15 protein-coding genes are annotated in these 17,065 nt (G+C 69.9%); 2 read left to right on the top strand and 13 right to left on the bottom strand.

Annotation, left to right across the window (positions count from 1 at the left end; genetic code table 11):
• Positions 1 to 67: 67 nt before the first annotated feature.
• The 6 genes from AC3ENX_RS03445 to AC3ENX_RS03420 all read right to left on the bottom strand — a co-directional run bounded on the left by AC3ENX_RS03445 (position 68) and on the right by AC3ENX_RS03420 (position 5,694).
• Positions 68 to 1,219: a mannitol-1-phosphate 5-dehydrogenase gene (locus AC3ENX_RS03445; protein ID WP_434810462.1), complete on the bottom strand. Its 1,152-nt coding sequence runs from the start codon at positions 1,217 to 1,219 to the stop codon at positions 68 to 70.
• Positions 1,216 to 1,656 carry a PTS mannitol transporter subunit IIA gene (locus AC3ENX_RS03440; RefSeq protein WP_434810461.1) on the bottom strand — a complete coding sequence of 147 codons (441 nt, stop codon included), beginning with the start codon at positions 1,654 to 1,656 and terminating at the stop codon, positions 1,216 to 1,218. The genes AC3ENX_RS03445 and AC3ENX_RS03440 overlap by 4 nt, the downstream gene beginning before the upstream one ends.
• 111 nt (positions 1,657 to 1,767) lie before the next feature.
• The gene (locus AC3ENX_RS03435; protein WP_434810460.1) at positions 1,768 to 3,366 is read right to left on the bottom strand and encodes a PTS mannitol transporter subunit IIBC; all 1,599 of its coding nucleotides are present in this window, start codon (positions 3,364 to 3,366) and stop codon (positions 1,768 to 1,770) included.
• The gene (ptsP, locus tag AC3ENX_RS03430) at positions 3,363 to 5,033 is read right to left on the bottom strand and encodes a phosphoenolpyruvate--protein phosphotransferase (RefSeq protein WP_434810458.1); all 1,671 of its coding nucleotides are present in this window, start codon (positions 5,031 to 5,033) and stop codon (positions 3,363 to 3,365) included. Before ptsP ends, AC3ENX_RS03435 begins: the two co-directional genes overlap by 4 nt.
• Positions 5,034 to 5,053: 20 nt before the next feature.
• The gene (locus AC3ENX_RS03425) at positions 5,054 to 5,326 is read right to left on the bottom strand and encodes an HPr family phosphocarrier protein (protein WP_434810457.1); all 273 of its coding nucleotides are present in this window, start codon (positions 5,324 to 5,326) and stop codon (positions 5,054 to 5,056) included.
• The gene (locus AC3ENX_RS03420; protein ID WP_434810456.1) at positions 5,314 to 5,694 is read right to left on the bottom strand and encodes a PTS sugar transporter subunit IIB; all 381 of its coding nucleotides are present in this window, start codon (positions 5,692 to 5,694) and stop codon (positions 5,314 to 5,316) included. The genes AC3ENX_RS03425 and AC3ENX_RS03420 overlap by 13 nt, the downstream gene beginning before the upstream one ends.
• A 107-nt stretch (positions 5,695 to 5,801) precedes the next feature.
• Here AC3ENX_RS03420 and AC3ENX_RS03415 point away from each other — a divergent pair, with 107 nt between their 5' ends.
• Positions 5,802 to 7,748, top strand: coding sequence for a BglG family transcription antiterminator (locus AC3ENX_RS03415; protein ID WP_434810455.1), 1,947 nt, complete (start codon positions 5,802 to 5,804; stop codon positions 7,746 to 7,748).
• Between the two features lie 101 nt (positions 7,749 to 7,849).
• On the opposite strand, the gene AC3ENX_RS03410 is transcribed toward AC3ENX_RS03415, so the two are convergent.
• Genes AC3ENX_RS03410 through AC3ENX_RS03395 form a run of 4 tightly spaced genes read right to left on the bottom strand, consistent with a single transcriptional unit; the run spans position 7,850 to position 12,052 of the window.
• Positions 7,850 to 8,425 (bottom strand): GNAT family N-acetyltransferase, encoded by a 576-nt coding sequence (locus AC3ENX_RS03410; protein ID WP_434810454.1) that lies wholly within the window; start codon positions 8,423 to 8,425, stop codon positions 7,850 to 7,852.
• Between the two features lie 22 nt (positions 8,426 to 8,447).
• Positions 8,448 to 9,545, bottom strand: a complete 1,098-nt coding sequence (gene moaA, locus AC3ENX_RS03405) for a GTP 3',8-cyclase MoaA (protein WP_434810453.1) — start codon at positions 9,543 to 9,545, stop codon at positions 8,448 to 8,450.
• 3 nt (positions 9,546 to 9,548) lie between these two features.
• On the bottom strand, positions 9,549 to 11,222 hold the full coding sequence (locus tag AC3ENX_RS03400) for a phospho-sugar mutase (RefSeq protein ID WP_434810452.1): 1,674 nt from the start codon (positions 11,220 to 11,222) through the stop codon (positions 9,549 to 9,551).
• Positions 11,219 to 12,052: a purine-nucleoside phosphorylase gene (locus AC3ENX_RS03395; protein WP_434810451.1), complete on the bottom strand. Its 834-nt coding sequence runs from the start codon at positions 12,050 to 12,052 to the stop codon at positions 11,219 to 11,221. The genes AC3ENX_RS03400 and AC3ENX_RS03395 overlap by 4 nt, the downstream gene beginning before the upstream one ends.
• Positions 12,053 to 12,132: 80 nt before the next feature.
• On the opposite strand from AC3ENX_RS03395, the gene AC3ENX_RS03390 reads away from it, so the two are divergent.
• The gene (locus AC3ENX_RS03390; protein WP_434810450.1) at positions 12,133 to 13,578 is read left to right on the top strand and encodes an NAD(P)H-quinone dehydrogenase; all 1,446 of its coding nucleotides are present in this window, start codon (positions 12,133 to 12,135) and stop codon (positions 13,576 to 13,578) included.
• Between the two features lie 12 nt (positions 13,579 to 13,590).
• Here AC3ENX_RS03390 and AC3ENX_RS03385 read toward each other — a convergent pair whose 3' ends face one another.
• The 3 genes from AC3ENX_RS03385 to AC3ENX_RS03375 all read right to left on the bottom strand — a co-directional run bounded on the left by AC3ENX_RS03385 (position 13,591) and on the right by AC3ENX_RS03375 (position 17,057).
• Positions 13,591 to 14,430: a hypothetical protein gene (locus AC3ENX_RS03385; protein ID WP_434810449.1), complete on the bottom strand. Its 840-nt coding sequence runs from the start codon at positions 14,428 to 14,430 to the stop codon at positions 13,591 to 13,593.
• 125 nt (positions 14,431 to 14,555) lie between these two features.
• Positions 14,556 to 16,322 carry an acetyl/propionyl/methylcrotonyl-CoA carboxylase subunit alpha gene (locus AC3ENX_RS03380; RefSeq protein ID WP_434810448.1) on the bottom strand — a complete coding sequence of 589 codons (1,767 nt, stop codon included), beginning with the start codon at positions 16,320 to 16,322 and terminating at the stop codon, positions 14,556 to 14,558.
• A gap of 78 nt (positions 16,323 to 16,400) precedes the next feature.
• Positions 16,401 to 17,057 (bottom strand): Maf family protein, encoded by a 657-nt coding sequence (locus AC3ENX_RS03375; RefSeq protein ID WP_434810447.1) that lies wholly within the window; start codon positions 17,055 to 17,057, stop codon positions 16,401 to 16,403.
• Positions 17,058 to 17,065 lie beyond the last annotated feature (8 nt).

Here is a 17,065-nt window from a genome sequence, read left to right as displayed (position 1 = left end):
TATTCCCTCGTACTGAGCGGCCGCATCGGGCTGCGGCCGCTCAGGCAATGCTATCGAGGGGGTGTGCTCAGGTGAGCGCCGCCTGGCGGGCGGCGACGATCTCGACGATGCGTGGATGCAGTGGATGCGAGGGCTCGAGGCCCGTGACCTCCGCGGTGAACGTCACCGCATCCTGTTCCCGCAACAGGCGCTGCAGCTCGACCGACTGCTCGTCGGCGGGATCGTCGAACTCGAGCGCGGCGGCCATGGCGGCGACCAGGGCGTCGACACCGAGCCCGCGCTCGGCGGCTTCTGCGGCGGGCCCGACGAACCGTTCGTGGCGTGAAAGTTTGCGCAGCGGTTGGCGGCCGACCCGACCGACGGTGTCGGGCAGTTCGGGGTTCGCGAACCGGCGCAGGATGGTCGCGCGGTAGTCGGCGAGTTCGGCGGCGTCGAGCCCGTGCTTGGCCTCGAGCAGCGCCGAGGTCTCTTCGAGGGCGGAGGCGACCTTCGTGCCGATCGCCGGGTCGGCCAGTGCATCCGAGACCTGCTCGATGCCGGCCTGCGCACCGAAGTACGCGGTGGTGGCGTGGCCGGTGTTCACCGTGAAGAGCTTGCGCTCGATGTACGGTTCGAGGTCGTCGACGAAGTGCGCCCCGGGAATGTTCGGCGGGTCGTCGCCGAACGGGGGACGCTCGATGGCCCACTCGAAGAACGGTTCGACCGTGACATCCACCCCTGCCCCCGCGGGCTGGGCGGGCACGATGCGGTCGACGGCGGTATTGGCGAACACGGCACGCGATGCCACGGCATCCCACCCGTCGCCGGCGAGGGCGACGATGTGCTCGCGCAGCTGGTCGGTCGCACCGATCGCGTTTTCGCACGCCATGACCTGCAGCGGTGGCGCGGCGGGGTCGCGCAGGGCGAGCCCGGCGAGGATGTGGGGCGCCACGAACTTCAGGATCGTCGGGCCGACCGCCGTCGTCACGACGTTCGCGGTCGCAACGGCGTCGGCCACCGCCTGCGGGTCGTCGGCGCTGTTGATGGCCGAGAACCCGGTGACCACCTTGTCGGTGCCGCCGTCGCCGACCTCGTGCACCGTGTACTCCGAGGCGTCGTTGATGGCGTCGACGAGGGGAGCGGCGACGTCGGAGAACACCAGCTCGTAGCCGCCCTCGTGCAGCAGCAGCCCGACGAAGCCGCGGCCGATGTTGCCCGCGCCGAAGTGGACCGCTTTCATCCCTCGTTCACCGACGCGACGAGTGCGAACAGCTCTTCGGGCGTGCCGGCCGCCTTGAGCGCGGCGACCTCGTCGTCATCCGAGAACAACAGCGCGATCTGCGACAGGATCTCGAGGTGCTCGTCACCCTTGCCGGCGATGCCCACGACGAAGGTGACCTGCTCGCCGTCCCAGTCGACGCCGCCGTCGTAGCGCACGAACGACAGGGCCGAGTCGAGGATCGCCTCTTTCGTCTCGTTCGTGCCGTGCGGAATCGCCAGTTCGTTGCCCATGTAGGTCGAGACGGTCTGCTCGCGCTGCTGCATCGCGTCGTAGTACGCCGACGTGACCGCGCCGGCGGCCTGCAGGATGTCGGCGGCCTCGCGCATCGCGTCGTCGCGGCTCACCGAGCCTGCGTGGATGCGAACCTGCCCGACGTTGAGAACCTCACGTGCCATTGGTCTTCACCTTTCTGTTCGTGCTTGCCGGTCTGTCTGGGGCGCTTTCGAAGAGGGGCGATGGGGTCGGGGGCATCTGGCCGGCCCGACCCCACCACCGGTCTTCGGACTCTACGCGCCGTCGGAGTGCTGATCCACGACTCGCTGGACGACCTCGTCGTAGCGCGGCGAGTTCATGAAGTTGTCCACCGAGACGTGCAGGGCGCCGGGATGCTGCGCCTTCGCGCGGTCGGTGAGCTGGTTCTGCGTGATGACCAGATCTTCGGTGCCGTCGAGGTTCGCGATGGCTTTGTTGGTCACCGTGACGTCTTCGACGCCCGCCTTCTTGATCTTGTTGCGCAGCACGCTGGCGCCCATCGCCGAGGAGCCCATACCCGCGTCGCACGCGAACACGATGCTCTTGATCGGCTGGTCGGTGGTGGCAGCGGCCGGTGCGGCGGCAGCGGCCGGTGCAGCTGCGGCGTCGCCACGGAGGCCCGACAGCGCCTCGGACTTCTTGCCCTTGTTGGCTTCGGTTTGCGAGATCGCCGCTCCGAACGCGTCGCCACCGGCTGCCTCGGCGGCCAGGTCGCGCTTGCGCGATGCCCGCAGAATCACCGCCGCGACCAGGAATGTGACGGTCGCCGAGAGGATCACCGAGAGAATGACGCCGACGTAGCTGTCGTTCGCCGTCTGCAGCAGGATCGCGATGATGCTGCCAGGGGCGGCGGGTGCACGAAGGCCCGCGCCGAACAGCATGTTCGTGGTGACACCGGTCATGCCGCCCGCGATGAGCGCGAGGATCAGCATGGGCTTCATGAGCGCGTACGGGAAGTACACCTCGTGGATGCCGCCGAAGAAGTGGATGATTGCGGCACCCGGCGCCGATGCGCGGGCCGCGCCGATGCCGAAGAACGCGAACGCGAGGAGCAGTCCGACACCCGGGCCGGGGTTCGCCTCGAGCAGGAACAGGATCGACTTGCCCGAGTCGCCCGCCTGCTGGAAGCCGAGCGGCGTCAGCACGCCGTGGTTGATGGCGTTGTTGAGGAAGAAGACCTTCGCGGGCTCGATGATGATGCTCGTCAGCGGCAGCAGCCCGGTATCGACGAGCCAGCCGACCGCGCCGCCGAGCACGCGCATGATGCCGTTGACCAGCCAGGCCACCGGGTAGAAGCCGACGATCATCATGATGAGGCCCCAGATGCCCGCCGAGAACATGTTGACGAGCATCTCGAAGCCGGCCTTGACCTTGCCCTCCCAGAGCTTGTCGAGCCAGCGCATCGTGTACGCCGCGAGCGGTCCCATGATCATCGCGCCGATGAACATGTGGATCTGGCCGAGTGGGCCCTCGCCCTGCGGGTCGCTGTCGGAGGGCCACACGCCGCCGAGCTCGGCGAGTCTGGCGTCGTTGACGGCCGCGATGAGGAAGTCGGACCCGGCGATCGCACCCATGACCGCGATCGCGCCGATGACGCCGCCGCGGATCTTGTAGATCATGTATCCGGCGGTGTACGCGATGAGGATCGGCAGCAGGTAGTGGATCATCGGCCCGACGATCGTGGCGAGTGCCGGGACCGGAATCCACCCCACCTCGATGAAGAGGGCCGTGAGCAGACCCCACGCGACGAGCGCGGGGATGTTGGGCATGATCATGCCGGACAGGAACGTGCCGAATCGCTGGACCGCGACGCGTGCACCCCCGCCCGGCTTCGTCGTTGACGCCGTTGTCATTGCTGGTTCTCCTTCGGTGCGGCCGCAGCCTGCGCTGCGGCTCGGGCGGTTGCCGCATCATCGGCGGCGAGGGCGGCGTCGGCGATGCGACGGGCATCGTCGAGCGAGTGGGTGAGCAGGGTCGCGCGCACGTCGGCGAGCGCGGTGGGCGCCATCGACAGGCTCGTCGCGCCGAGCCCGACGAGCACGACGGCCAGCAGCGGGTCGGCGGCGGCTTCGCCGCAGATGCCGACCGGCTTGCCGTTCTTCGCACCACCGTCGGCGGTCGCCTTGACGAGCTTGAGGACGGCCGGATGCCAGGGGTCCTGGAATGATGCGACCGAACCGAGCAGTCGGTCTGCGGCCATCGTGTACTGCGTGAGGTCGTTCGTGCCGATCGACGCGAAGTCGGCCGTCTGCAGGATGCGGTCGGCCATGAGCGCCGAAGACGGCACCTCGACCATGACCCCCGCGGTCTTGATGCCGTGCTCGTGCGCCATCGACACGAAATAGTCGGTCTCTTCGACGTTCGAGACCATGGGCGCCATGACCCAGAGATCGGCGTCGGTGACGGCATCCGCTTCGGCGAGGGCGGTGAGCTGTTCGCGCAGGATGTCCTCGCTGGCGCGGAGGGCGCGCAGCCCTCGAAGCCCCAGGGCCGGGTTCTCTTCGTGGGCGTCGTTGAGGAACGCGAGCGGCTTGTCGGCACCGGCATCCAGCGCGCGCACGACGACCTTCTTGCCCGGGAACGCCTGCAGCAGTTCGGTGTACGACGTGCGCTGCTCCTCGATGGTGGGGGCGTGGCTGGCCGACAGGAACAGGAACTCGGTGCGGAACAGGCCCACCCCTTCGGCACCGAGCTCGACCGCCTCCTGCGCGCCGCCCGGCTTGCCGAGATTCGCGAGCAGTGGGATCGCGGTGCCGTCCGACAGTGCTCCGGGCGTGATCGGTGCGTCGGCAGCGGCACGCCGTGCCTCGGCGCGCTCCTGCGCCTTCGCGAGCTCGTCGGCGGACGGATCGGTCGTGACGATGCCTTGGGCGGCGTCGACAATCACCGTCTGGCCGTCGGTGAGGTTCACCGCGTCGGTGGCACCCACGATCGCGACGATCGACTTCTCGCGCGCCAGGATCGCGGTGTGCGAGGTCGGACCGCCGTCGCTCGTGATGAGCGCGAGCACCTTGTCGAGGTCGAGCAGCGCGGTGTCTGCCGGGGCGAGGTCCTTCGCGACCAGCACAAACGGGTGCCCGGGGTCGGGAACGCCCGGGGCGGGCAGTCCCCGCAGGCGTGCGATGACGCGCTGGGCGACGTCGTCGAGGTCGGCAGCGCGCTCGCCGAGGTAGCCGCCCATCGCCGCGAGCGTGTCGCGGAAGCTCGCAAAGGCGTCGTGCACCGCGAACTCACCCGTCTTCCCCGCCTGTACGCGGGTGCTGATCTCGTCGTCGAGCGTCGGGTCCTCGGCCATCATCGCCTGCGCCTCGAGCACGTCGCGGGCCGCGCCGCCCGCTTGCTCTCCGCGCGCCTCCAACTCGCGTGCGACGGCGGCGACCGCCTCGCGCACGCGCGCCGACTCCTCCTCCGGCGTGAGGGTGCTCGCGGCATCCTCTGGCGCGGCCAGCGGCTCTGCCATGCGTGCCACCGGTCCTTGGGCGACCCCGAGGCCGATTCCCACTCCGCGCATCGTGCTCATCGCATTCGTCCTTCCGTCGGTCACTGGTCGTGGTCGGTCGTGAGCAGCTCGGTGAGCTCGTCGAGCACGTCGTTCGCGCGGTCGTCGTCCGCGGCGAGCGTGACGTAGTCGCCGTACTCGATGCCGAGTGCGATGACCCCGAGGATGCTGGCGGCGTTGACCGGCGCGCCGGATCCCTTGCTGATGGTCACGGCGATGCCGGACTCCTTCGCGGCCTGTGCGAACAGCTTCGCGGGGCGGGCGTGCAGTCCGTGGGATGAGCCCACGCGCACCGTGCGGGTCACTTCTGCCATGTCGGCTTCCTTTCGTCGTCGCCTTCGGCGCTCAGGTCTTGGGGTCTTTGGGTTGAGGGGTCGCCGGGGGAGAGGGCTCTGTCGAGGAGGGCGAGCGTGCGGCTGCCGTCGAGGTCGCCGAACACGTCCTCGGGCAGCAGAACCGCTCGGGCACCGTGCTCGGCGGCCAGCCGGTCGATTTCGGGCATCGACGCGTTCAGGTGCGGTCCGACCATCACGATGTCGGCTCCATCGAGTCCTGCGTGCAGCGAGTGTTCGGTGCCGGCGACGGCATCCACCTGTTCGCCACGCGACTGTGCCGCTCGGCGCAGTCGCTGCGCGACGAACGTGCTGGACGCACCCGCCCCGCAGATCACGAGGATCCTCATCGATCCGCCTCCTCTGACGCCATTGTTGTGAATTCGCTGAGTACCGACAACCACTCCTGTTTCCGCAGGGGCGGAAAGTCCGCTCGTACGCATGATTGACTTGGACGGTGACCAGAGCCCGGCAAGATCGTGTGGTCGGGCTGCTCACGCGCGACGGCGACTGGATGACGGCGAGCGAACTCGCCGACGCGATCGGCGTGACGCCGCGCAGCATCCGCAGCTACGTCACGGCCCTCAATGCGCGCGTCGCCGACGGGGTCGTCGTCGAGTCGGGCCCGCAGGGCTACCGCGCGGGCGGTGGCGCATCGGCCGCGCTGCGGCAACCCGATTCCGCGACCCCACGTGAGCGCCTGCACCGGCTCGTCCGTGCCATTCTCGGCAGCCCGGACGGCGTCGACGTGCACGAGACGGCAGACGCCTTCCACGTCAGCACGGCGACGCTCGAAGCCGATCTCGGCCGTGTGCGTGCCCTGCTCGGTGGCACCGAACTGGCGCTGGAGCGGTCGGGGTCGCGGGCGACGCTGCGCGGCACCGAGATGGCCCAGCGGCGCCTGCTGAGCAGACTCGCCCACGAAGAGACCGAAGCGGGCGGGTTCGACCTGGCGGCGCTGCGTCGCTCGCTCGGCGAGGACGCGACGGGTGCCGACGCGCTCATGACGTTCAAGGCCGAGCTGGTCGCCGGGCTGGCCGACCTCGGCTACTTCGTGAACGAGTTCGGCATCGCCGATGTCATGATGCACATCGCGATCACCGTGGACCGGGTCGCGCACGGTCGCGCACTCGACGTGCCGGGTGCCGGCGAACCTGCCGAGCTGGCGCGGATCGGCGAGCTGCTCGACACGCTCGTCGACCGCTATTTCGCCGTGCGCCTCGGTGCCGGTGATCTTCGCCATCTCGCGACCCTCGTCCACAGTCGCGTCATCGCCCCCGGCGGCGCCGCGGGCACCATCGCGTCGCGACTCGAGCCCGACGTGGCGGCCGCCGTCCGCGACGTCGTCCACCGGGCTGCGGCCGAGTTCCTCGTCGACATCGAGCACGACGACTTCATCGAGCGCCTCGCACTCCACGTGCAGAACCTGCGCCAGCGCGCGCGGGAGCAGGCGTGGTCGCGAAACCCGCTGACGCGATCGCTGAAGGCGACGTACCCGATGATCTTCGAGGTCGCGGTGTTCATCGCCGACGGGCTGCGCGGACTGCTGGGCTTTCCGCCTCGGAGCGAGGCGGGCGCGGACGAGGTGCGCATGGAGGAGGACGAGATCGCGTACATCGCGATGCACGTCGGCGGTCGGCTCGAGCGCAGCGGCGCGGGGGCTCGTCGGCTCACGGCGACGATCGTGTGCCCCGGCTACTACGAGCTGCATGAGCTGCTGCGCACGAGCATCGACCGCTCGCTCGGTCAGGCCGTCGACGTCGTCGGCGTCGAGACGCGGGTCGATCCCGACTGGAACGCGATCGACACCGACCTCGTGCTCACGACGATCGACGCCCCCATTTCGGGGGACCGGGTGGTCCGCATCCCCCCGTTCCTCACCGAACCCGACATCGAACGCATCCAGACCGCGGCCGGCCGGGTGCGGCGTGCCCGCCGGCTGGCGCGGCTTCGGGTCGAGCTCGAGCGGTACTTCAGCGCCGATGCGTTCGTCGCACCGCTGTCGGGCGCGGGAGGCGAGGAGGGCGTCATCCGCGAACTCGGTGCACTGTTGGTCGCCCAGGGCGTCATCGACGACGGCTACGTCGAGCGCACGCTCGAACGCGAACGGCTCTCGTCCACCGCCTTCACCGACGCACTCGCCGTCCCGCACGCCCTCGGCATGACGGCATCGCGCACCGCGATCGCCGTCGGCATCGCCGACCCCACGATCGCGTGGGGCGACGGCCGGGTGCACGTCGTCGCGATGGTCGCCTTCTCAGAGTCCGACCGTGCGGCGTTCCAGACGGTGTTCGAGCAGCTCGTCGAGGTGTTCAGTGAGCGCGACAGCGTGCAGCGGATCGTGCGCCGCGGCACCTCGTTCGCCGCGTTCCTCGACGAGCTCGTCGCGGTGGTCGACGGCTGAGGGGAACCCGCCCCGTGCGCAACTCCTGAGAATCCGACGGCGTCGGCCGCAGAGCGGCGGTTCGGAGGGCGTTCGACTGAGAACTCAGGAGTTCGGCACGGTCAGCGGGCGAGCCGCGACAGCAGATTCAGGCGGACCGCGGGCCACTCGTGCGGGAGGATCGAGTACACGACGGTGTCGCGGAGGGTCCCGTCCGGGCCGAGCCGGTGGTTGCGCAGTACACCGTCCTGCTTCGCGCCGAGTCGCTCGATCGCTGCGCGCGACTGCCGGTTGTGCCAGTGCGTGCGAAACTCCACTGCGATCGCGTCGCAGGTCTCGAACGCGTGGCCCAGCAGCAGTAGTTTGGCGGCCGTGTTGACCGCGGTGCGCTGCACGCTCGCGGCGAGCCACGTGTAGCCGATCTCGACGTGGCGGTTCGGCTGGTCGATGTCGCAGAACGTCGTCATGCCGACGGGCTGATCGGATGCCGGGTCGACCACCGCCCAGGGGTTCATGCGCCCCGCGGCATGCTCACCGAGGCGCCGTTCGATCTCGGCATCCACGTCTGCCGGAACCGACGTGTACCAGGCGTAGGCGAGATCGGCACTCGCGGCACGGAGCCCGGCTGCGTGGTCCGTGCGCAGCGGTTCGAGGCGCACGTGCGGGTTCTCGAGCACGATCGGGTCGGTCAGCAGCATGGTGCCAGCCTACGGTCGGGGCTCAGCCGCCGATGTAGCTCATTTCGATCCGCTGCCGGGTCGCGCGCAGCTCGGGTGTGAGACTTGCGCGCTCCTCCGAGTACCGGTCGTCGCGCGCACCCCAGATGGATGCCATCGCCGCCGCCAGCTCGGGGTCACTCGCGCCGCCGCGCAGCAGCGCCCGCAGATCGTGGCCCTCGGTCGCGAACAGGCAGGTGAAGAGCTTTCCCTCCGTCGAGATGCGCGCGCGGTTGCAGGTGCCGCAGAAGGTGTCAGTGACAGATGAGATCACGCCGATCTGGCCGCCGCCGTCGCGGTACCGCCAGCGGCGAGCGGTCTCGCCGGGGACCGCGGCGGGGATCGGGTCGAGGGGGAAGCGCGCCCCGATGCGTTCGACGATCTCAGCGGCGGGCACCACGTCGTCGAGTGCCCACCCGTTGGAGGTGCCGACATCCATGTACTCGATGAAGCGCAGCGTGAACGGCGTGCCGCGGAACCGCTCGGCCATGCGTTCGATCTCGCCGTCGTTGAGGCCGCGCTTGACGACCATGTTCAGTTTGATCGGGCCGATGCCTGCCGCGTGCGCCGCGTCGATCCCGTCGAGCACCCGAGCGACGGGGAATCGGACGTCGTTCATCCGCTGGAACAGTTCGTCGTCGAGCGAGTCGATCGACACGGTCAGGCGGTCGAGGCCGGCGTCCTTCAATGCCTGCGCTTTGACCGCCAGCGCCGAGCCGTTCGTGGTCATGGCGATTTCGAGGCGGGTGCCGTCCGGTGTGCGGATGGCTGCGAGGCGTGCGACGAGGTCCTCGACGCCGCGTCGCAGCAGTGGTTCGCCGCCGGTGAGGCGCAGTTTGCGCACCCCGTGGCCGACCGCGATGCGCGCGATCCGTTCGATCTCATCGAAGGTGAGGAGCTGCTCGCGATCGAGGAACGCGTAGTCGGGGCCGAAGACCGCGCGGGGCATGCAGTACACGCACCGGAAGTTGCACCGGTCGGTGATCGAGATGCGCAGGTCGCGCAGCGGCCGGTCGAACCGGTCGGCGAGGGCACCGGTCGACGGCAGCCGAACGGCCCGCGGCGCCCGGTGGGCGTCGGAGTCGATCGGTGCCGTGGCCATCGTTCAGCCTCGGGCGGCGTCGATGATGGTGCGGGTAGCCGCGTCGAGCGCTGCAAGGCGGGCGTCGGCGTCGGATGCCGAGTCGCCGCGCACATCGAGATACGCCTTGAGCTTGGGCTCGGTGCCGCTCGGGCGGACGATGACGCGTGACCCGTCGACGAGCCACAGTCGCAGCACGTCGCCCGGGGGGAACCCGTCGACGCCGGTCAGCAGATCGTCGATGCGGTCGACCGCGACGTCACCGAATGTCGTGGGCGGTGCCGCACGCAGCGCCGCCATGATCCGGCCGATGATCGACACGTCGTCGACGCGGATGGAGACCTGACCGCTCGCGAAACAGCCGAACTCGTCCTGGAACTGCGCCAGCAGGTCGGCGACGGTGCGCCCCTCCTCGCGGGCCGCTGCGATCATGCCGAGCATCGCGACGGCAGCAGAGACGCCGTCCTTGTCGCGCACGGTCTCGGGATTGACGAGGTACCCGAGGGCCTCCTCGAACCCGAAGACGAGTCCGGGTGCCCGCGAGATCCACTTGAAGCCCGTGAGGGTCGCGTGGAAGTCGAGGCCGTGCGCCTCGGCGACGGCGGCCAGTCCCGGCGATGACACCAACGAGCAGGCCAACGACGCGCCGGGGTGCTTCGCGGCGGCCGTGCGCGCAGCACGCCACCCCAACAGCAGACCCACCTCGTTGCCGGTGAGGCGTCGCCACCCGCCGTCCGCCGACGCGTCGGGGATCGCGACCGCGAGCCGATCGGCATCCGGGTCGTTCGCGAGGATGAACTCTGCACCCGACGCACGCGCGGCCTCGTACGCGAGGTCCATCGCGCCGGGCTCTTCCGGGTTGGGGAACGCCACGGTCGGAAACCGCCCGTCCGGTTCGATCTGCGCGTCGACGACCGTCGGCAGCGGGTAGCCCGCGACTTCGAGGATGCGTGCGAGCGTCTCGTAGCCGACGCCGTGCATGGCGGTGTAGACCCACGGCATCCCTGCGGCGCCCGCGGGGGCGGGGGCCACTGTCGCAGTCGCCGCGATGTACGCGTCGATGAGCGACTCGTCGGCGACCTCGTACGCCTCCGAACGGGGCAGCACGCCGATGTCGCCGGCGTCTGCGACCCGCTGGATGTGCGCGGCGATCTCGGCGTCGGCGGGCGAGACGATCTGCGCGCCCTCGTCGGCGCCGCCGAGGTACACCTTGTAGCCGTTGTCGTCGGGCGGGTTGTGCGAGGCGGTCACCATGACGCCCGCGGCGGCACCCAGGTGCCGCACCGCGAAGGCGAGCACGGGGGTCGGCAGCATGCGGGGGAGCAGCACGGCGCGCAGGCCTGCACCGGCGAACAGTTCCGCGCTGTCGCGGGCGAACACGTCGGAATTGCGCCGACCGTCGTAGCCGATGACGACCGTCGGGGTCTCTCCCGATGCGGCCTGCTCGGCCAGGTAGCCGGCGAACCCGGCCGCCGCCTGCGACACGAGCACCCGGTTCATGCGGTTCGACCCGGCGCCGAGGCGGCCGCGCAGGCCGGCGGTGCCGAACGCGAGGCGGGTCGCGAATCGGTCGTCGAGGTCGGCGGATGCCGCGGGATCCCCGTTCTCGGCCGCCTCGATCAGCGACGACAGTTCGTCGCGGGTGACGGGGTCGGGGTCCTGCGCCAACCAGGCGCGGGCGGCCGCGAGGGTGCTCACAGCTGCCCGATCACGCGGGCGAGCAGGTCCGAGATCACCGGCTCGGCCTCGCGACCGGCGTCGATGACCTCCTGGTGGCTGAGCGGCGTGGTCTGGATGCCGGCGGCCATGTTCGTGATGAGCGAGAAGCCCAGGATCTCCATGCCGGCCTGCCGCGCGGCGATCGCTTCGAGCGCCGTCGACATGCCCACGATGTGCCCGCCGATGGTCTTCGCCATCCGCACCTCCGCCGGGGTCTCGTACTGCGGCCCGCGGAACTGGCAGTAGACGCCCTCGTCGAGCGACGGGTCGACGCGGTGGGCGAGGTCGCGCAGCCGCGTCGAGTACAGGTCGGTCAGATCGATGAACGTCGCACCCTCGAGTGGCGAGTCGCCGGTGAGGTTGATGTGGTCGCTGATGAGGACGGGCTGGCCGGGCTTCCACGTCGGTTTGATGCCGCCGGCGCCGTTGGTGAGCACCATCGTCTTCGCGCCTGTCGCGGCCGCCGTGCGCACGCTGTGCACGACCCGTCGCGGCCCGTGCCCCTCGTAGTAGTGGGTGCGTGCGCCGATGACGAGCACCCGCTTGCCCCTCGGCGTGACGATGCTGCGGAGCGATCCGACGTGGCCGGCGAGGGCGGGCTTGCTGAAGCCGGTGACCTCGGTGGCGGGGATCGTGGCGGTCGTCTCGCCGATGAGCTCTGCCGCCTTCCCCCATCCGCTGCCGAGGGTGAGGGCGATGTCGTGCTGCTCGACGCCGGTGAGCCGGGCGATGTCGGCTGCGGCCTGGGCGGCGATCTCGAACGGGTCTGCGGTCGGATCGTCGAGCGGGTTGTGCGGGGTTACGGACATGCTCCCACTGTACGAACCCGAGGGCTCCGCGTGCCACAGGCGGTGCGCGGGGGTGTCGACGTGCTGAAAGAATGGATGCCATGTCCTTGAGCTTCGAGCGCACCCAATCCGTCGCCGTCCTCGGTGGCGGGCCCGGCGGCTACGAGGCGGCGCTGGCCGCCGCTCAGCTCGGTGCCGAGGTGACCCTCGTCGAACGGGCGGGCGTCGGCGGCTCGGCCGTCATCACCGACGTCGTGCCGTCGAAGAGCCTCATCGCGACCGCCGACGCCGCCGTCGCGATCTCGGAGGCATCCGATCTGGGCGTGCAGCTGTTCGCGACGGGGGAGAAGGGCAAGCCGCTCAAGCCGCAGGTCGCGATCAACCTCGCCGCCGTCAACAAGCGGTTGCTGTCGCTGGCCCGTCAGCAATCCGACGACATGCGCGCGCAACTCGTCGACGCGGGTGTGCGCATCATCTCCGGCCACGGGCGGCTCGACGGCGAGCACGCCGTCGTCGTCTCGACCGGTCCCGGCGGCACCGACTTCGACCGGGTCGAGGCCGACACCCTCGTCGTCGCCGTCGGCGCGTCGCCGCGCGAACTGCCCAGCGCCAAGCCCGACGGCGAGCGCATCCTCACCTGGACGCAGCTGTACGACATGAAGGCGCTCCCCGAGCACCTGATCGTCGTCGGTTCGGGTGTCACGGGTGCGGAGTTCGCGTCGGCGTACATGAACCTCGGTGCGAAGGTGACGCTCATCTCGAGCCGCGAGCAGGTGCTCCCCGGTGAAGACACCGACGCCGCCGCCGTGCTCGAGAAGGTGTTCAAGCGTGGCGGCATGAAGGTCATGTCGAAGTGCCGCGCCGACAAGGTGGAGCGCACCGAGAACGGCGTCGTCGCCACCCTGTCGGACGGGCGGACGGTCGAGGGCAGCCACTGCCTCATGGCGGTCGGCTCGATCCCGAACACGGCGGCCATCGGTCTCGAGGAGGCCGGCATCCAATTGACCGAGTCGGGGCACATCCAGGTGAACCGTGTCGCCCGCACGTCGGTGCCGAACATCTACGCCGCCGGTGACTGCACGACGTTCGTGCCGCTGGCCTCGGTCGCCTCGATGCAGGGCCGGACGGCCGTCTTTCACGCGCTCGGTGACACGGTCATCCCGCTCGAGCGACGCCGCATCACGGCGAACATCTTCACCGCTCCCGAGATCGCGACGGTCGGCTGGTCGGAGCAGGACCTCGAAGAGGGCGAGATCAACGGGTTCGTGCACAAGCTGCCACTCGCCTCGAACGCACGCGCCAAGATGATGGGCGTCAAGGACGGCTTCGTGAAGATCATCGCTCGCGAGGGGTCGGGCACCGTCATCGGCGGCGTCATCGTCGCCCCGCGTGCCTCCGAGCTCATCTACCCGATCGCGATCGCGGTCGAGCGCCGACTCACGGTCGACCAGGTCTCGCGCGTGTTCGCGGTCTTCCCGTCGCTGACGGGCAGCATCACCGACGCCGCCCGGGCGATGCACATCGTGCAGCGCGACGAGCAGGCCTGACCCGCGACGCAGTCACGGTGCGGGGTACGTGACGCCCTCGTCGACGCGGAACCGCACGGCACCCGCGGTGTCGGCGCTGTCGGCGCGGAACACGAGCCCCGGTTCGGTCGTCGTCACCTCGATCGTCGTACTGCCCGGGCAGGTGAGTTCGACCGGTTCCCCGGAGGCGGCATCGTCCAGCGAACCGGTCACGCTCGCAGTGATGGTGAGGAACGTCGGGCCGTCGCAGTCCACCTCGACTGTGTGCGCGCCGGCAGGAATGTCGAGTGCGGTCTCCTCGAAGGGGTTCACCTGGTCGGTCGGGCCGAACGTGCCCACGGTCTGGTAGGCGTATGACCCCTCCGGCACCGCGAGCGCGTCGATCCAGGTGTCGTGGGTCGGCGGCGTCCCCTCGATCTCGACGACGCCGCTGGTCGTACCGGTCCCGCTGCCGCGGGCGGTCACCCGCAGCACCGGCTCGGCGGGGCTGATGGGGATGCGGTGGACCCCGCGATCGCACGGCACGTCGGCCGCGTGCGTCGTCGCGGTGGTGCGTCCGGTCAGCTCGATCGCGACCGTGAGGCCGGAATCACCCGAACAGGTGACGGTCGCGCCGGTCACCTCGGTCAGCTGTGGAAAGTCCCAGCTGATGCCACCGTCCCCGTCGCTCTCAGGCGCGTTCCGGTCGGAGCCGATCGATCCCATCCCGAGCAGGCCGTCGAGCGTCGCATCATCATCGAGCACCGACTCGGCCCACGCCCGGTCGTCCGCGATCTGCTCCTGCGACAGCGTCGGCGGCGCGATCGCGTCGCACCCGCCAAGCACCAGCATCCCCATCGCCGCCGCAACGGCGACGCACCCCCTCCGTCTCATGCGCTCACGCTAGCGCAGGGGTGTCGCGGATTCGGATGATGTCGACAGATTCGGAGACCGGCGGCGAAAACGTCCGAATCCGATGCCATTCTCCGAATCTGCGACGCCGCGCTGCCGCCGTGGAATCAGGAGATCGTGAGCAACTGGTGTCCGGCCGAGACCGTGGTGCCGGGGTCGGCGTTGATCGCGCCGATCACGCCGTCCTTGTGGGCCTGGATGGGCTGCTCCATCTTCATCGCCTCGAGCACGACGACCAGGTCGCCCTTGACGACCTGCTGTCCGTCTTCGACGGCGATCTTGACGACCGTGGCCTGCATCGGGCTCTTCACGGCGTCACCGCTGGCTCCACCGACGGCGGACGGTGCGTGCGAACGGCGTGACGGCGGCACGGCGGCGGGGCGCCCCACCTTCGTCGGTGCGTGCACGATGCGGTCGGGGAGGCTCACTTCGAGGCGCTTGCCCGACACCTCGACGACGACGGTGTGGCGCGGCTCGGCGGCATCGGGGGCCTCGAGCTCACCGTCCCACGGGGCGATGTCGTTGTCGAACTCGGTCTCGATCCACCGGGTGTACACGCCGAACGTGCCGTCGTCGGCGGTGAAGGCGGGGTCGCGGACGACCTTGCGGTGGAACGGGAGCACGGTGGGCATGCCCGAGACCTCGAACTCGTCGAGGGCGCGGCGCGAACGCTCGAGGGCCTCGGCGCGGTCGCGCCCGGTGACGATGATCTTGCCGAGCATCGAGTCGAATGCGCCCGAGACGCTGTCTCCCGCGGTGACGCCGGAATCGAGACGGATGCCGGGGCCGCCGAAGGTCTTGAACACGTGGATGCGGCCGGGCTGCGGCAGGAAGTTCCGTCCCGGGTCCTCGCCGTTGATGCGGAACTCGATCGAGTGTCCGACCGGCTCTGGGTCGTCGTAGTCGAGCGTGCCGCCCTCAGCGAGCCGGAACTGCTCGCGCACCAGGTCGATGCCGGTGACCTCTTCGGAGACGGGGTGCTCGACCTGCAGTCGCGTGTTCACCTCGAGGAACGAGATCGTGCCGTCCGCGCCGATGAGGAACTCGCACGTGCCGGCGCCGACGTAGCCGACCTCTTTGAGGATCTTCTTCGACGCGTCGTACAGGGTCGCGTTCTGCGCGTCGCTGAGGAACGGTGCGGGGGCCTCTTCGACGAGCTTCTGGTGGCGGCGCTGCAGCGAGCAGTCGCGGGTCGAGACGACCACGACGTTGCCGGCGGCATCCGCGAGACACTGCGTCTCGACGTGACGCGGCTTGTCGAGGTACTTCTCGACGAAGCACTCGCCACGTCCGAAGGCGGTGATCGCCTCACGGGTGGCCGACTCGAAGAGCTCTTCGACCTCAGACAGCTCGCGCGCGACCTTCAGGCCGCGACCGCCGCCGCCGTACGCGGCTTTGATCGCGATGGGCAGGCCGTACTCCTGCGCGAAGGCGACGACCTCGTCGGCACCTTCGACAGGGCCGGGGGTGCCGGGAGCGAGCGGGGCGCCGACCTTCTCGGCCACGTGACGGGCGGTCACCTTGTCGCCGAGTGCTTCGATGGCCTCGGGGGAGGGGCCGATCCAGATGAGGCCTGCGCCGATCACGGCACGGGCGAATTCGGCGTTCTCGGCCAGGAAGCCGTAGCCGGGGTGCACCGCGTCTGCACCGGAGCGGCGTGCGACCGACAGGATCTTCTCGATCGACAGGTAGGTCTCGGCGCTGGTGGCGCCCTCGAGCGCGTACGCCTCGTCGGCGAGTCGCGCGTGCAGCGCATCCCGGTCCTGGTCCGCGTAGACGGCGACGGAGGCCTTTCCGGAGTCGCGCGCTGCGCGGATGATGCGGACGGCGATCTCGCCGCGGTTCGCGATGAGCACCTTGGCGATGTGAGGCATGGATGCCAGCCTACCGAGCGCAGCACCCCCTCCTTTGGATCACTCGCACAAAGTCACCCAGAAAACGTGTGCGGGAGTCTACGAGCCGGCGTCGCGGTTCCACAGGTCGGTCCACGAGACGCCGAGCTCGCCCGTGATCCGTCGCAACGTCGACAGCGACATGCCGACGACGGTCGACGGATCGCCTTCGACCCGCTCGATGAACGCACCGCCGAGGCTGTCGACCGTGAACGCGCCGGCGACGTGCAGCGGTTCACCGCTGGCCACATAGGCGGCGATCTCGTCGTCGGTGATGTCGGCGGCGAACGTGACGGACGCTTCGGCGACGGCGAAGGCCTCCGCCGGTTCGTGCCCGGCGCGCACGCGGAAGACGCTGTGCCCCGAGTGCAGCACTCCGGTTCCCCCGCGCATTGCCCGCCACCGGGCCGCGGCGATCTCGGGTTCGTACGGTTTGCCGAGCACTTCGCCGCCGAAGGCGAACATCGAGTCGCCACCGATGACGATGCCGTCGAAGTCCGGCTCGTCGGCGCGCAGTGATGCGACGACGTCGGCGGCCTTGTGGCGGGCCAGCAGCAGCACGTGCTCCGCCGGCGGCAGGACGCGCCATTCCTGTTCCTCGACGGCGGCGATCACCGCTTCCTCGTCGACCTGCGGCGCGCGGGTGAGCGGTTCGATGCCCGCCTGTCGCAGCAGCATGAGTCGAGCGGGCGAGGTGGATGCCAGACAGACACGCATCCACCCAC

The organism is Microbacterium sp. bgisy189 (assembly GCF_057707225.1).
Note: the sequence above shows the minus strand (reverse complement) of the source record. Positions and strands in the feature narration are given on the sequence as shown.

Excerpts from the sequence above, each read along its gene's own strand:
- AC3ENX_RS03440 (WP_434810461.1), bottom strand. The coding sequence starts at position 1,656 with ATGGCACGTGAGGTTCTCAACGTCGGGCAGGTTCGCATCCACGCAGGC.
- AC3ENX_RS03425 (WP_434810457.1), bottom strand. The coding sequence starts at position 5,326 with ATGGCAGAAGTGACCCGCACGGTGCGCGTGGGCTCATCCCACGGACTG.
- ptsP (WP_434810458.1), bottom strand. The coding sequence starts at position 5,033 with ATGAGCACGATGCGCGGAGTGGGAATCGGCCTCGGGGTCGCCCAAGGA.
- AC3ENX_RS03385 (WP_434810449.1), bottom strand. The coding sequence starts at position 14,430 with ATGAGACGGAGGGGGTGCGTCGCCGTTGCGGCGGCGATGGGGATGCTG.
- AC3ENX_RS03445 (WP_434810462.1), bottom strand. The coding sequence starts at position 1,219 with ATGAAAGCGGTCCACTTCGGCGCGGGCAACATCGGCCGCGGCTTCGTC.
- AC3ENX_RS03395 (WP_434810451.1), bottom strand. The coding sequence starts at position 12,052 with ATGTCCGTAACCCCGCACAACCCGCTCGACGATCCGACCGCAGACCCG.
- AC3ENX_RS03420 (WP_434810456.1), bottom strand. The coding sequence starts at position 5,694 with ATGAGGATCCTCGTGATCTGCGGGGCGGGTGCGTCCAGCACGTTCGTC.
- AC3ENX_RS03390 (WP_434810450.1), top strand. The coding sequence starts at position 12,133 with ATGTCCTTGAGCTTCGAGCGCACCCAATCCGTCGCCGTCCTCGGTGGC.
- AC3ENX_RS03380 (WP_434810448.1), bottom strand. The coding sequence starts at position 16,322 with ATGCCTCACATCGCCAAGGTGCTCATCGCGAACCGCGGCGAGATCGCC.
- AC3ENX_RS03435 (WP_434810460.1), bottom strand. The coding sequence starts at position 3,366 with ATGACAACGGCGTCAACGACGAAGCCGGGCGGGGGTGCACGCGTCGCG.
- moaA (WP_434810453.1), bottom strand. The coding sequence starts at position 9,545 with ATGGCCACGGCACCGATCGACTCCGACGCCCACCGGGCGCCGCGGGCC.
- AC3ENX_RS03375 (WP_434810447.1), bottom strand. The coding sequence starts at position 17,057 with ATGCGTGTCTGTCTGGCATCCACCTCGCCCGCTCGACTCATGCTGCTG.
- AC3ENX_RS03410 (WP_434810454.1), bottom strand. The coding sequence starts at position 8,425 with ATGCTGCTGACCGACCCGATCGTGCTCGAGAACCCGCACGTGCGCCTC.